The sequence below is a fragment of the Caulobacter hibisci genome, assembly GCF_016135805.1.
Taxonomy (GTDB): Bacteria; Pseudomonadota; Alphaproteobacteria; order Caulobacterales; family Caulobacteraceae; genus Caulobacter; species Caulobacter hibisci.
The window spans coordinates 235807-248541 of the sequence record NZ_JADWOX010000003.1 but is presented as its reverse complement, the minus strand read 5'-3'; the positions used below and the strand labels follow the sequence as shown (position 1 = coordinate 248541).

The 12735-nt window shown below is 67.9% G+C and carries 12 protein-coding genes; 10 read left to right on the top strand and 2 right to left on the bottom strand.

Annotation, left to right across the window (positions count from 1 at the left end):
• Positions 1 to 336 precede the first annotated feature (336 nt).
• The 4 genes from hemE (at position 337) to rho (ending at position 4627) form a co-directional block, all read left to right on the top strand.
• Positions 337 to 1365, top strand: coding sequence for a uroporphyrinogen decarboxylase (gene hemE, locus I4Q42_RS07250; protein WP_198575384.1), 1029 nt, complete (start codon positions 337 to 339; stop codon positions 1363 to 1365).
• On the top strand, positions 1362 to 2417 hold the full coding sequence (gene hemH / locus I4Q42_RS07245; RefSeq protein ID WP_198575383.1) for a ferrochelatase: 1056 nt from the start codon (positions 1362 to 1364) through the stop codon (positions 2415 to 2417). The genes hemE and hemH overlap by 4 nt, the downstream gene beginning before the upstream one ends.
• Positions 2378 to 2878, top strand: coding sequence for a CopD family protein (locus I4Q42_RS07240; protein ID WP_269816473.1), 501 nt, complete (start codon positions 2378 to 2380; stop codon positions 2876 to 2878). The genes hemH and I4Q42_RS07240 overlap by 40 nt, the downstream gene beginning before the upstream one ends.
• Positions 2879 to 3190: 312 nt before the next feature.
• Positions 3191 to 4627, top strand: coding sequence for a transcription termination factor Rho (gene rho / locus I4Q42_RS07235; RefSeq protein WP_198575381.1), 1437 nt, complete (start codon positions 3191 to 3193; stop codon positions 4625 to 4627).
• 176 nt (positions 4628 to 4803) lie between these two features.
• Here the strand turns inward: rho and I4Q42_RS07230 are convergent, their stop codons facing one another.
• Positions 4804 to 5769: a quinone oxidoreductase family protein gene (locus I4Q42_RS07230; protein WP_198575380.1), complete on the bottom strand. Its 966-nt coding sequence runs from the start codon at positions 5767 to 5769 to the stop codon at positions 4804 to 4806.
• Positions 5769 to 6467 (bottom strand): dienelactone hydrolase family protein, encoded by a 699-nt coding sequence (locus I4Q42_RS07225; RefSeq protein WP_198575379.1) that lies wholly within the window; start codon positions 6465 to 6467, stop codon positions 5769 to 5771. The genes I4Q42_RS07230 and I4Q42_RS07225 overlap by 1 nt, the downstream gene beginning before the upstream one ends.
• 141 nt (positions 6468 to 6608) lie before the next feature.
• Here I4Q42_RS07225 and I4Q42_RS07220 point away from each other — a divergent pair, with 141 nt between their 5' ends.
• The 6 genes from I4Q42_RS07220 (at position 6609) to I4Q42_RS07195 (ending at position 12695) form a co-directional block, all read left to right on the top strand.
• Complete coding sequence (locus tag I4Q42_RS07220) at positions 6609 to 6854, top strand: DUF6489 family protein (protein WP_110121131.1); 246 nt, start codon at positions 6609 to 6611, stop codon at positions 6852 to 6854.
• A gap of 4 nt (positions 6855 to 6858) precedes the next feature.
• On the top strand, positions 6859 to 8196 hold the full coding sequence (gene mnmE, locus I4Q42_RS07215) for a tRNA uridine-5-carboxymethylaminomethyl(34) synthesis GTPase MnmE (protein WP_198575378.1): 1338 nt from the start codon (positions 6859 to 6861) through the stop codon (positions 8194 to 8196).
• Positions 8197 to 8367: 171 nt separating this feature from the next.
• Positions 8368 to 10248 carry a tRNA uridine-5-carboxymethylaminomethyl(34) synthesis enzyme MnmG gene (gene mnmG / locus I4Q42_RS07210; protein ID WP_198575377.1) on the top strand — a complete coding sequence of 627 codons (1881 nt, stop codon included), beginning with the start codon at positions 8368 to 8370 and terminating at the stop codon, positions 10246 to 10248.
• Positions 10248 to 10919, top strand: coding sequence for a 16S rRNA (guanine(527)-N(7))-methyltransferase RsmG (gene rsmG, locus I4Q42_RS07205; protein ID WP_198575376.1), 672 nt, complete (start codon positions 10248 to 10250; stop codon positions 10917 to 10919). Before mnmG ends, rsmG begins: the two co-directional genes overlap by 1 nt.
• The gene (locus tag I4Q42_RS07200; RefSeq protein ID WP_198575375.1) at positions 10903 to 11709 is read left to right on the top strand and encodes a ParA family protein; all 807 of its coding nucleotides are present in this window, start codon (positions 10903 to 10905) and stop codon (positions 11707 to 11709) included. The genes rsmG and I4Q42_RS07200 overlap by 17 nt, the downstream gene beginning before the upstream one ends.
• Positions 11710 to 11798: 89 nt before the next feature.
• A complete protein-coding gene (locus I4Q42_RS07195; protein WP_198575374.1) occupies positions 11799 to 12695 on the top strand; it encodes a ParB/RepB/Spo0J family partition protein in 897 nt (298 codons plus the stop codon).
• The last annotated feature ends 40 nt before the right edge of the window (positions 12696 to 12735 follow it).

Sequence of the window (12735 nt, the reverse complement as noted above, 5' to 3'; positions counted from 1 at the left end):
CTGTGATCCGGGACCTGTGCCCGAGCGTCCGTCCACGCCTGTGGAAACTCCTAACGAAGGGTTAATTTCGTCTTTACCAGCCGCTGGGTTCCTGAGGGATTCCGGCGGCTTGGCGGCTTGTCCACGGAGTTCACAAGGTATGACCCCCATGTGGACCAAGCTTGGGCATACTGAGTAGGGCCGGTGGGAGTCCTCCACAAAGACGGACTTATCCCCGCCTTGCACCTGCCCATCCCCTTCCTCCTATCTTTCTAAGAATCTTATTTTTAAGAAGAATAAGAGGGTACGGGGTCTCCCGGACTTGAGTGGAACGGCTCGCCGGGATTTAACGCCGGTATGACGAGCGCCCCGATCCCGAAGTTTCTCTCCGTGCTGGCTGGCGAGACCGCCGAGCGTCCTCCGGTCTGGTTCATGCGCCAGGCGGGACGGTATCTCCCCGAGTACCGCGCCGTGCGGGCGACGACGCCGGACTTCATCAGCTTCTGCCTGAACCCGGAAAAGGCCGCCGAGGTGACGCTGCAGCCGCTGCGCCGCTTTCCGTATGACGCGGCCATCGTCTTCGCCGACATCCTGCTGATCCCCGGCGCTCTCGGTCAGAAGGTCTGGTTCGAGGCCGGCGAAGGTCCCAAGCTTGGCGAACTGCCCGATCTCGACGCCATGGCCGACAAGGTGGACCAGGCGGGCGAGGCCCTGAAGGCAGTCGGCGAGACGCTGTCGCTCGTTCGCGCCGACATCGACCCCTCAAAGGCCCTGATCGGTTTCGCCGGCGCGCCCTGGACCGTGGCCACCTACATGATCGAAGGCGGCTCCAGCGATCGCTCCGGCGCGCGCACCTTCGCCTACCAGAACGCCGACAAGCTCGATCGCCTGATCCAGATCCTGGTCGACGCTACGGTGGACTACCTGGCCATGCAGGCCGCCTCGGGCGCCCAGGCGCTGAAGCTGTTCGAGAGCTGGGCCGAGGGCCTGTCCGAGCCGCTGTTCGAGCGCCTGGTGACCCGGCCGCACATCGCCATCGTCGAGGGCCTGCGCGCCCGCGGCGTGACCGTGCCGATCATCGGCTTCCCGCGGGGGGCCGGAACGCTGGTCGAGGCCTACGCGCAGGCCGTGCCGGTGGAGGGGGTGGCGCTCGACACCTCGGCCTCGGCGAAGCTCGGACAGACCATCCAGAAGACCAAGACCATCCAGGGCGCCCTTGATCCGCTGCTGCTGCGGGCCGGAGGACCGGCGCTGGACGCTCGCGTCGACCAGATGCTGGAGCAGTGGGGGCAGGGCCCCTATATATTCAACCTGGGCCACGGCATCCTGCCCGACACGCCGATCCCGCATGTCGAGCAGGTGCTCAAGCGCGTGACCGGCCAATGAGCGAGCTGAAGAGCGGGCGCAGGATCGCCGTCGTCCTGTTCAATCTCGGCGGGCCCGACGGCCAGGCGGCCGTGCGGCCGTTCCTGTTCAACCTGTTCCGCGATCCGGCGATCATCCAGGCGCCGTTCTTCGTCCGCTATCCGGTGGCGACCCTGATCTCGACCACCCGGGCCAAGCTGGCGCGCGAGAACTACGCCCTGATGGGCGGCGGCTCGCCGCTGCTCCCGGAAACCCAGAAACAGGCCAAGGCGCTCGAGGCGGTGCTGGCCCAGCGCCTGCCGGGCGACACGGTCCAGACCTTCATCGCCATGCGCTACTGGAACCCGCTGACCGGCGAGACCGCCAAGGCGGTCAAGGCCTTCGCGCCGGACGAGGTGGTGCTGCTGCCGCTCTATCCGCAGTACTCGACCACGACCACGGCCTCGTCGCTGAATGCGTGGAAACGCGCCTGGCGCAAGCTCACTGGTCGCAAGGACGCCAGCCGCACCACGACCGTCTGCTGCTATCCGACCGCCGAGGGTTTCGTGCAGGCGCACGCGGATCTGATCCGGGCGGAATATCTCAAGGCCGGATCGCCCAAGCCGGCGCGGATCCTGTTCTCGGCCCATGGCCTGCCTGAGAAGGTGATCCTCGGCGGCGACCCTTACCAGCGCCATGTCGAGGCCACGGCCGCCGCCGTGGTCGCCCAGCTGGGCGACATCCTCGGCGAGGGCGTCGACTGGAAGATCAGCTACCAGAGCCGGGTCGGTCCGCTGAAGTGGATCGGTCCGTCGACGGACGAGGAGGTCGAGGCCGCGGCCAAGGCGGGTCTTGCGCTCGTGGTCACCCCGATTGCCTTCGTCTCCGAGCACATCGAGACCCTGGTCGAGCTCGACGTCGAATATCGCGAGCTGGCCTACAAGCACGGCGGCTCGATCTATGTCCGCGTACCGGCCCTGGGCGTGACGCCGGCGTTCATCGATTGTTTGGGGACTCTGGTCACGCAGGCCCTCGCTGATCCGTCGTCGCTGATCTGCGAAGACGACCAACCTTGTGCAGGAGCCGCCGCGTGACCGACTTCCTGGTCGAGCATTTCAACCTGATCCGCGGCCTGCACATCCTGGCCGTGATCGCCTGGATGGCGGGGATGCTCTACCTGCCGCGCCTCTACGTCTATCACACCGGCGCCACGCTCGGCTCGGAGATGGACGCGACCTTCAAGGTCATGGAGCGCCGGCTGCTGCGCGGTATCATCAACCCGGCGATGATCGCGGCCTTGGTCTTCGGCCTGGGTCTGATCATGGCCGACGGCGCGATCCGCGGCTGGGACTTCCTGCTGAAGCCCTGGATGCTGGCCAAGCTGGCGGGCGTGTTCTTCCTGTTCGGCTGGCACGGCTTCCTGTCGAAGGCCCGAAAAGCCTTCGAGGCCGGCCAGAACACGTGCTCGGAAAAATTCTGGCGCGCCACCAACGAGCTGCCCTTCGTGGCGGCCATCGTCATCGTGCTGTCGGTGACGACCAAGTACCTGAACTGACGGGGAGCGGGAGCCTGGCTCCCGCATTCCTCCACCCTCATCCTCAGGCAGGATGACGAGCGCCCACAGGACTCCTCCGGTAGCGCTTGACCCCAGGGCCGCCTTGTGGTTCCCGTCTTGGTCAGACGTTGCGGCCATACCGCAGCGTTCCCGCCTTTCACGGATCGCGCCCGTCCTGGTGCGCCTCATGATCCGTTCCCCTGATCGATCCGCGCCGTCGTCAATGGCGCGACCCCATCGCCGCTTCCACGTGGAGGCCGGCTGAATTTCTACCCAAGCCCGGATCGTATCCGGGCCACCGTGAGTCCATGCATGTCTGAAGACACCGACCCGCAAATCCCCGCCGAGCTGGAAACCGTCGAGACGACGGAAGACGCCGCGATCGACACCACCGTCGAAGCCTCCACCGACAGCGCCGCTGAAGGCGACGTCGGCGACGAGGACGACAACGCCGAAATCACCGCCGCCATCGCCGCCATGGGCCTGACGCGCATGTCGCTGCAGGAACTGAAGGAAAAGTCCCCGGCCGACCTGCTGGCGTTCGCCGAGACCTTCGAGGTCGAGAACGCCAACTCTATGCGCAAGCAGGACATGATGTTCGCCATCCTGAAGACCCTCGCCGAAGAAGGCGTGGAGATCTTCGGGTCGGGCACCATGGAAGTCGTCCAGGACGGCTTCGGCTTCCTGCGCTCGCCGGAAGCCAACTACCTGCCGGGTCCGGACGACATCTACGTTTCGCCCTCGCAGATCCGCAAGTTCGGCCTGCGCACCGGCGACAGCGTCGAGGGCGCGATCCGCTCGCCGCGCGAAGGCGAGCGCTATTTCGCCCTGACCAGCGTCAGCAAGATCAACTTCGAAAGCCCCGAGAACGTGCGCCACAAGGTGCACTTCGACAACCTGACGCCGCTCTATCCCGAAGAGCGCCTGAACATGGAACTGCCCGATCCGACCATCAAGGATCGCTCGGGCCGGGTCATCGACATCGTCGCTCCGCTGGGCAAGGGCCAGCGCTGCCTGATCGTCGCCCCGCCGCGGGTCGGCAAGACGGTGATGCTGCAGAACATCGCCAAGTCGATCGAGACCAATCACCCCGAGTGCTATCTGATCGTCCTGCTGATCGACGAGCGCCCGGAAGAAGTCACCGACATGCAGCGCACGGTGAAGGGCGAGGTCATCGCCTCGACCTTCGACGAGCCCGCCACGCGCCACGTGCAAGTCGCCGAGATGGTGATCGAGAAGGCCAAGCGCCTGGTCGAGCACAAGCGCGACGTCGTCATCCTATTGGACTCGGTGACCCGCCTCGGCCGCGCCTACAACACCGTGGTGCCGTCGTCGGGCAAGGTCCTGACCGGTGGTGTCGACGCCAACGCCCTGCAGCGTCCCAAGCGCTTCTTCGGCGCCGCGCGTAACGTGGAAGAGGGCGGCTCGCTGTCGATCATCGCCACGGCCCTGATCGACACCGGCAGCCGCATGGACGAAGTCATCTTCGAAGAGTTCAAGGGCACCGGTAACTCGGAAATCGTCCTCGACCGCAAGGTGGCCGACAAGCGCATCTTCCCGGCCATCGACGTGCTCAAGTCGGGCACCCGCAAGGAAGAGCTCATCACCCCGCGGGACCAGCTGCAGAAGACCTACGTGCTGCGCCGGATCCTCAATCCGATGGGCGCTTCGGACGCCATCGAGTTCCTGCTCGAGAAGCTGCGCCAGTCGAAGACGAACGGTGATTTCTTCCAGAGCATGAATACTTAAGCTTGGTGTTTCACGTGAAACACGAGAAAGGCCCCGGATCGCTCCGGGGCCTTTTTTGTTGGGGCTGACCCCCTCCGGCCCTTCGGGCCACCTCCCCCAGAAGGGGAGCATCTGGCCCGGAGATCCTCCCCCTCTGGGGGAGGTGGCCCGAAGGGCCGGAGGGGGTGTTACCCCGCCTACGGCACCAACACCGTCGCTCCGGTCGTCTTCCGTCCCTCCAACGCCTCATGCGCTTGACGGGCCTCCGCCAGCGGGAACCGCTGCCCGATCTCGATCTTCACCGCGCCCGAGGCCAGGACCTCGAACAGGGCCGCGGCGCTCTCGTCGAGCTCCTCCGTCGTGACGATGTAGTCGAACAGGCGGGGGCGGGTGATCCAGGCCGACTTGGCGCCCAGCTCCAGCGGGGCGAACGGCGGCACGGGGCCCGAGGCGTTGCCGTAGGTCACCAGCACGCCGCGACGGCCCAGGCTCTTCAGGCTGCCCTGGAAGGTGTCCTTGCCGACGCCGTCATAGACGACCGGCACGCCGGCTCCGCCCGTGATCTCGGCCACCCGGGCGGCGACGTCCTCGTGGTCGTAGAGGATCACGTGGTCGGCGCCGAGATCGCGGACGATCTGGGCCTTGGCCTCCGAGCCCACCGTGGCGATGACGTTGGCGCCCAGGGCCTTGACCCACTGCACCAGGATCTGGCCGACCCCGCCGGCGGCGGCGTGGACCAGCACGGTCTGGCCGGCCTGGACGGGGAAGCACCGGCGGACCAGGAACTCGGCCGTCATGCCCTTCAGCAGCACCGCGGCGGCGACCTCCAGCTTGACCCCTTCCGGAACCTTCACCGCCCTATCGGCCGGCACGACCGAGGCTTCGGCATAGGCGCCCATCGTGCCGTTATAGGCGACGCGATCGCCGACGGCGAAGCGGCTGACGCCGTCACCAATGGCTTCCACGTGGCCAGCCGCCTCCAGGCCCAGCACCTGCGGGTACTTCACCGGGTAGAGGCCCGAGCGGTGATAGGTGTCGATGAAGTTCAGACCGACGGCCGCATGGCGGACGAGGATCTGGCCGGGGCCGGGCGAGGGGAGGTCGCGCTCGACGACCTCCAGCACTTCGGGGCCGCCAGCGGCCTTGGCTTCGACGGCCAGCATCAGGCGAGGGTCTTCTGGAAGAAGGCCAGGCTGCGGCCGTTGGCCGTGGCGGCGTCGGCGGCGTCATAGTGCTCGCCGCCGTCGCGGGCAAAGGCGTGGTCGCGGCCGGCATAGGTATGCAGGGTGATCTGCGGATGATCCTTCAGGGCGGCGAAGATCACCTGCTGGGCTTCCTTGGGCACGAACTGGTCTTCTTCGGCCACGTGCAGCAGCAGCGGCTTTTCCAGCTTCTCGGCCTCGCCGACATGCTTCTCCAGGCCGACTCCATAATAGGAGACTGCGGCGTCGGCGTCGGTGCGGGTCGCCGTCAGGAAGGCCAGCAGGCCGCCCAGGCAGTAGCCGACCGCCCCGACCTTGCCCGACGACAGCGGGCGGACGGCGTCGATCGTGGCGTCGATATCGGCCACGCCGGCGTCGACGTCGAAGGCGTTGAACAGTTCGAAGGCCTTCTTCCACTCGGCCTCGGACTTGTCGGTGATGTCGATGCCGGGCTCGATCCGCCAGAACAGGTCGGGGCAGACGGCCAGGAAGCCTTCGCCGGCCAGCTTGTCGCAGATGTCGCGCATCACCTGGTTGACGCCGAAGATCTCCTGGATGACCACGATGGCAGGGGGATTGTCACCCGTGGCGCCGGCCGGTCGGGCCACATAGGCCGAGAAGTCGCCGTCGGGGGTGTTGATCGTGAGGGTCTCGCTCAAGGGGCTCTCTCCGTACGCTCGGCCGTTTTCCGGCCCGATTGGGACTTTCGACCGAAGCGCTCTAACCTGGGGCGAGCAGGGTGCGACGTCACAATCTCGTGGCCCGCCGCCAGGGAACCTTTTCCCAAGGAACCTCTATCGATGAAGATGACGATCGAGATCGACTGCACCCCGGTCGAGGCCCGGGCCTTTCTGGGCCTGCCGGACGTGAGCCCCCTCAACGAGCATCTGGTCAAAGAGATGCAGGCGCGGATGGATTCAAACATGGCCATGCTGGCCCCCGAGGAGCTGCTGAAGAACTGGATGGCCTTCGGGGCCGGCGCTCAGGACAGCTTCCGCAAGCTGATGACGGCCGCGGCCGGAGCGGCGGTCGGCAAGCGCGACTGATCTGATGGTCGATACGATCTACGCGCCGGCGACGGCCGCCGGCCGCGCCGCCGTGGCGGTGATCCGCGTCTCGGGTCCGGCCAGCAGCGATGCCGTGCGCGCCCTCACGGGAAACCTGCCCAAGCCGCGCCAGGCGGCCCTGCGCACCCTGCGCCACGACGGCGCCGCGCTCGACGATGCGCTGGTGCTGTGGTTCCAGGGGCCGGCCAGCTACACCGGCGAAGACGCCGCCGAGTTTCACGTGCACGGGGGCAGGGCGGTCGTCGAGGCGCTGCTGGGCGCCCTGTCGGCCCTGGGGCTACGTCTGGCCGAGCCCGGCGAGTTCACCCGCCGCGCCTTTCAGAACGGCAAGCTCGACCTGGCCCAGGCCGAGGCCGTGGGCGACCTGATCGACGCCGAGACGGAAGGGCAGCGCAAACAGGCCCTGGGCCAGCTGGGAGGGGCGCTGGGCCGCCGCTACGACGCCTGGCGGGACCTGCTGGTCCAGGCCCTGGCCATGCTGGAAGCCGCCGTCGATTTCCCCGACGAGGAACTGCCGGAAGACGTCGCCGCTCGGGCACGGCCCGGGCTTGAGATCCTGGCCGCCGAGATCGACGCGGCCCTGGACGATGTTTCACGTGGCAGGCGGGTGCGCGATGGCTTCCGCATCGCCCTGGTCGGCGCGCCCAACGCCGGCAAGAGCACCTTGCTCAACGCCCTGGCCGAGCGCGACGCGGCCATCGTCACCGCCACGCCGGGCACCACGCGGGACGTCATCGAGGTTCCGCTGGTGCTGGGCGGCTACAAGGCCCTGCTGGCCGATACGGCCGGGATCCGCGAGACCGCCGACGATATCGAGGCCGAGGGCGTGCGCCGGGCGCGAGCCTGGGCGGAGGAGGCGGATCTGCGGCTGTGGGTCGTGGACGCCGCGCAGTTTCACGTGAAACATTCCGATACCCACATAATTGTCCGGCCCGGCGACTGGCTGGTGATCAACAAAACCGATCTGGTAGCGCCAGCAGCTGTAGAGGCCATACGCGCCGCGACGGCCGCGCTGGGATTGCACGTGGTGGCGCTGTCGGCGCGGGCAGATGGCGCGGACCAGATCCGGTCGGCTTTGACCGCCCACGTGGTGGAGGCATTGTCGGGTGCGGAGTTCCCGGCGGCCACTCGCATCCGCCATGCCGAGCGTCTGGATGAGGCGAGAGCCTTTCTGGAGCGTGCTTTGGCGGAGACAGACGACGTGGAACTTGTGGCGGAAGATGTTCGTCTCGCGGCCCGGGCGCTGTCGCGCATCACCGGCCGTATCGATCCGGAAGACGTGCTTGAGCGAGTGTTTTCAAGCTTCTGCATCGGCAAATGAATGTTTCACGTGGAACACCGCCTTGAACCGTCCACAGCCTGACCACAGATAGGCCCACGGCGTTTCACGTGAAACGCGCCGGTCGCGACTCGCCCACAGGGCGGCTTGCGGCTATAAGTCTGCACACGCCCCCGCCGCGACGGGGGCGTTCCGCATTGAGGCGCTTCTTCCTTGTCCAACACCTCGCCCAACCTTGGCCAACAGGCCTGGGACGTCATCGTCATCGGCGGCGGTCATGCCGGCTGCGAAGCCGCGGCCGCGGCCGCGCGCACCGGCGCGCGCACCCTGCTGCTGACCCACAAACGTGAAACCGTCGGGGAGATGTCGTGCAACCCGGCCATCGGCGGCCTGGGCAAGGGCCACCTGGTTCGCGAGATCGACGCCCTGGACGGCCTGATGGGCCGCATGGCCGACAAGGCCGGCATCCAGTATCGGATGCTGAACCGTTCCAAGGGCCCCGCGGTCCGCGGTCCGCGCTCGCAGATCGACCGCAAGCTCTATCGCGAGGCCATGCAGGCCGAGCTGTTCGCCTATCCGAACCTCGACGTCATCGCCGCCGCCGCCGAAGACCTGATCGTCGAGGACGGCCACGTGGCCGGCGCCGTGGACGGGGAGGGGACGGTCTACCGCGCCCCCAAGGTCGTGCTGACCACCGGCACCTTCCTCAAGGGCCTGATCCATCAGGGCGAGACCCGGATCCCGGCCGGCCGCGTCGGCGACCAGCCGTCGATCGGCCTGTCCGACCGCCTCTACGGCCTGGGCTTCGACATGGGCCGCCTAAAGACGGGCACGCCAGCCCGCCTGGATGGCAAGACCATCGCCTGGGATCGCCTGGAGATGCAGGCGGCCGACGAGGATCCCGTGCCGTTCTCGTTCCTCAACGACCGTATCGACGTGCCGCAGATCCGCTGCGGCATCACCTATACGACCGAGGAAACCCACAAGATCATCGCCGAGCGCCTGGGCGAATCCGCCGTCTATGGCGGCCGCGCCACGGGGATCGGCCCGCGCTACTGCCCGTCGATCGAGGACAAGGTCGTCCGCTTCGCCGACAAGACCAGCCACCAGGTGTTCCTGGAGCCGGAAGGCCTGGACGACGACACCGTCTATCCGAACGGTGTCTCGACCTCGGTCTCGGCCGAAACCCAGCTCTTGTTCCTGCGCACCATCCCGGGCCTCGAGGCCGTCGAGGTGGTGCGCTACGGCTATGCGATCGAATACGACTATGTCGATCCGCGCGAGCTCTACGCCACGCTGGAGACCAAGCGCCTGCCGGGCCTCTATCTGGCCGGCCAGATCAACGGCACCACGGGCTATGAAGAGGCCGGGGCCCAGGGCCTGGTCGCCGGCATGAACGCCGCGCTCTCCGCGTTGGGCAAGGAGCCGGCGGTGTTCGCGCGCGACGAGGCCTATATCGGCGTGATGATCGACGACCTCGTCACACGTGGTGTGACCGAGCCCTACCGGATGTTCACCAGCCGGGCCGAGTTCCGCCTGACGCTGCGCGCCGACAACGCCGATCAGCGCCTGACCGGCCGCGGTGTCGAACTGGGCGTGGTCGGCGAAGTTCGCGCTGCGGCCTGGGACGCCAAGAAGGCCGAGCTGGACGCCGTCCGGACCCGTGCCCGCGCCCTCAACATGACCCCGGCCGAGGCCGTGAAGGCCGGCTTCAAGGTCAATGCCGACGGCCAGCGCCGTGACGTCCTCGCCATGCTGGCCTATCCCGACGTCGGCCTCGACGACCTGGTTCGCGTCTGGCCCGAGATCGCCGACTGGAGCCCGATGGCCCGCGAGCAGATCGAGATCGAGGCGGCCTATGCCGGCTATCTCGACCGCCAGCGCGCCGACGCGGAGTCCCTGCGCAAGGACGAGGACCTGCGCCTGCCGGCCGACCTCGACTATCGCGACATCGGCAGCCTCTCCAACGAGGTCCGCGAAAAGCTGATCCGGGTGAAGCCCCTGACCCTGGGCCAGGCCGCCCGCATAGAGGGGGTCACCCCCGGCGCCCTGACGGCCCTGCTGGCCCATGTTCGTCGCGGTCGCGCCGCCTGATGGCCCTTCCCGAAGCGACCTCCGAACTGGTCATCGAGGCCCTCGACCCGGTCGACGCCGCGGCCTTCCAGCGGCTGACGGGGGCGAGCGACGTCCAGATCGCCGACCTGACCCGCTATCGCGAGCTGCTGGCCGAGTGGAACGCGGTGATGAACCTGGTGGGTCCGGCTTCCATGGCCGCCTACTGGAACCGTCACGCCTGGGACAGCGCCCAGCTGCTGACCTTCGCCCCGCAGGCCAAGGTCTGGGCCGACCTGGGGGCCGGCGCCGGCCTGCCGGGCGTCGTGCTGGCCATCCTGTTGAAGGACACGCCGGGAGCCAAGGTCCACCTGGTCGAGAGCATGGCCAAGCGCTGCCGCTTCCTCGACGCCGTCTGCGGCGCCCTGGACCTGCCGGTCGAGATCCACAACGCCCGCGCCGAGAGCCTGGACCTCAAGGTCCAGGTGGTCACGGCCCGGGCCTGCGCGCCGATGCCGCGCCTGCTGGAGTTCGCCCAACCCTATTTCAAGCGCGGCGCGGTCGCCTGGCTCCTGAAGGGCCAGGAGGTCGCCGCCGAGATCGCTGAAGCCAAGAAGACCTGGAAGTTCGAGTCGGACGTGCGGGGCTCCAAGAGCGATCCGCGCGGCCATGTCGTGCAAATCAAGGGGCTGAGCCGTGTCCGCAAAGTCTGAGCTGAGAGTCCTGGCCGTCGCCAACCAGAAGGGCGGGGTGGGCAAGACCACCACGGCCATCAACCTGGGCACCGCCCTGGCGGCCTGCGGCGAGCGCGTGCTGCTGATCGACGCCGACCCGCAGGGCAACTGCTCCACGGGCCTGGGCATCGGTCGCCTGCAGCGCAAGAAGACGCTGTACGACGTGCTGATGGGCGAGGCCCCGATCGTCGAGGCTGCCGTCCAGACCTCGCTGCCGGGCCTGGACGTGATCCCGGCCGACGCCGACCTGTCGGGCGTCGAGCTGGAGCTGGGCCAGACCGCCCGCCGCTCCTACCGCCTGCGCGACGCCCTGGAACCGCTGCGCGCCAACGGTCCCTACACCTATGTGCTGATCGACTGCCCGCCGTCGCTGAACGTGCTGACGGTCAACGCCATGACCGCCGCCGACGCGGTGTTCGTGCCGCTGCAGTGCGAGTTCTTCGCCCTGGAGGGCCTGACCCAGCTGATCCGCACCATCGAGCGCGTCCGTGGCAGCCTCAATCCCCGCCTGGAGATCCAGGGCGTGGTGCTGACCATGTACGATCGGCGCAACAGCCTGTCCGAGCAGGTGGCCAAGGATGTCCGGGATCACTTCGGCGACAAGGTCTATGACGCGGTCATACCGCGCAACGTCCGGGTGTCGGAGGCGCCGTCGTTCGGCAAGCCGGTGCTGCTGTATGACCTCAAGTGCGCCGGGTCGCAGGCCTATCTGCGCCTGGCCCGCGAGGTCATCAGCCGCGAGAAGGATCGCCAGGCCCAGGCGGCCTGATCCTGAAGGTCAGACGACCTGAGGATACGGGTCGAAGTCGTTATTGAATCTGAAGTTTCGAGGAGACGGTTGTGGTCGGTGAAGCGGGGATGTCGGAAGGCCGTCGGGGTCTGGGTCGCGGCCTGTCGGCGCTGCTGGGCGAGGTCGAGACGGCCCCCGCCCAGGCGCCCGGCGACAACGCCGGCGGTTCGCGCGAGGCGCCGATCGAACTGCTGAAGCGTAATCCCGATCAGCCCCGCCGGACCTTCCGCGAGGATGACCTGGTAGAACTTGCCAACTCGATTTCCGAGAAGGGCGTGCTGCAGCCGATCCTGGTGCGGCCGGCGCCGGGGGCTCCGGGCGAGTACCAGATCGTCGCCGGCGAGCGTCGCTGGCGCGCCGCCCAGCGGGCTGGCCTCAAGACCGTGCCGATCATCGTCCGCGAGCTCGACGACTTGGCCGTGCTCGAGATCGGCATCATCGAGAACGTCCAGCGCGCCGACCTCAACATCCTCGAAGAGGCGCTGAGCTACCGCGTGCTGATGGACAAGTTCGGCCGCACCCAGGACGCCATCGCCCAGACCATCGGCAAGAGCCGCAGCCACGTGGCCAACACCCTGCGTCTGCTGGCCCTGCCGGAAGCCGTGCAACAGCACCTTGTCACCGGCGCCCTGACCGCCGGCCACGCCCGCGCCATCGCCACGGCCGAGAACCCGGCGGCCTTGGCCCAGCAGGTCATCGACGGCGGCCTGTCGGTGCGCGAGACCGAGGCCCTGGCCCGCGTCGCCCAGACCGGCGACGCCACGCCGCGCGCCAAGGCCGGCGCCCCGCCCAAGGGTCCGCGGGTCAAGGACACCGACACCCAGGCCCTGGAGGCCGACCTGTCGTCGGTGCTCGGCCTCGACGTCGAGATCGACCATCGCGGCGGGGCCGGTTCGCTGATCGTCCGCTACGCGACGCTCGAGCAGCTGGACGACCTCTGCAACCGCCTGACCCGGGGCGTCTGAGAGGGTCTTCTGTCGCGCACGGAAGAGGGCGTGGCCGTAC

Coding starts and splice junctions, on each gene's coding strand:
- hemE (WP_198575384.1), top strand. CDS start 337: ATGACGAGCGCCCCGATCCCGAAGTTTCTCTCCGTGCTGGCTGGCGAG.
- hemH (WP_198575383.1), top strand. CDS start 1,362: ATGAGCGAGCTGAAGAGCGGGCGCAGGATCGCCGTCGTCCTGTTCAAT.
- rho (WP_198575381.1), top strand. CDS start 3,191: ATGTCTGAAGACACCGACCCGCAAATCCCCGCCGAGCTGGAAACCGTC.
- I4Q42_RS07230 (WP_198575380.1), bottom strand. CDS start 5,769: ATGCTGGCCGTCGAAGCCAAGGCCGCTGGCGGCCCCGAAGTGCTGGAG.
- I4Q42_RS07220 (WP_110121131.1), top strand. CDS start 6,609: ATGAAGATGACGATCGAGATCGACTGCACCCCGGTCGAGGCCCGGGCC.
- mnmE (WP_198575378.1), top strand. CDS start 6,859: ATGGTCGATACGATCTACGCGCCGGCGACGGCCGCCGGCCGCGCCGCC.
- rsmG (WP_198575376.1), top strand. CDS start 10,248: ATGGCCCTTCCCGAAGCGACCTCCGAACTGGTCATCGAGGCCCTCGAC.
- I4Q42_RS07195 (WP_198575374.1), top strand. CDS start 11,799: ATGTCGGAAGGCCGTCGGGGTCTGGGTCGCGGCCTGTCGGCGCTGCTG.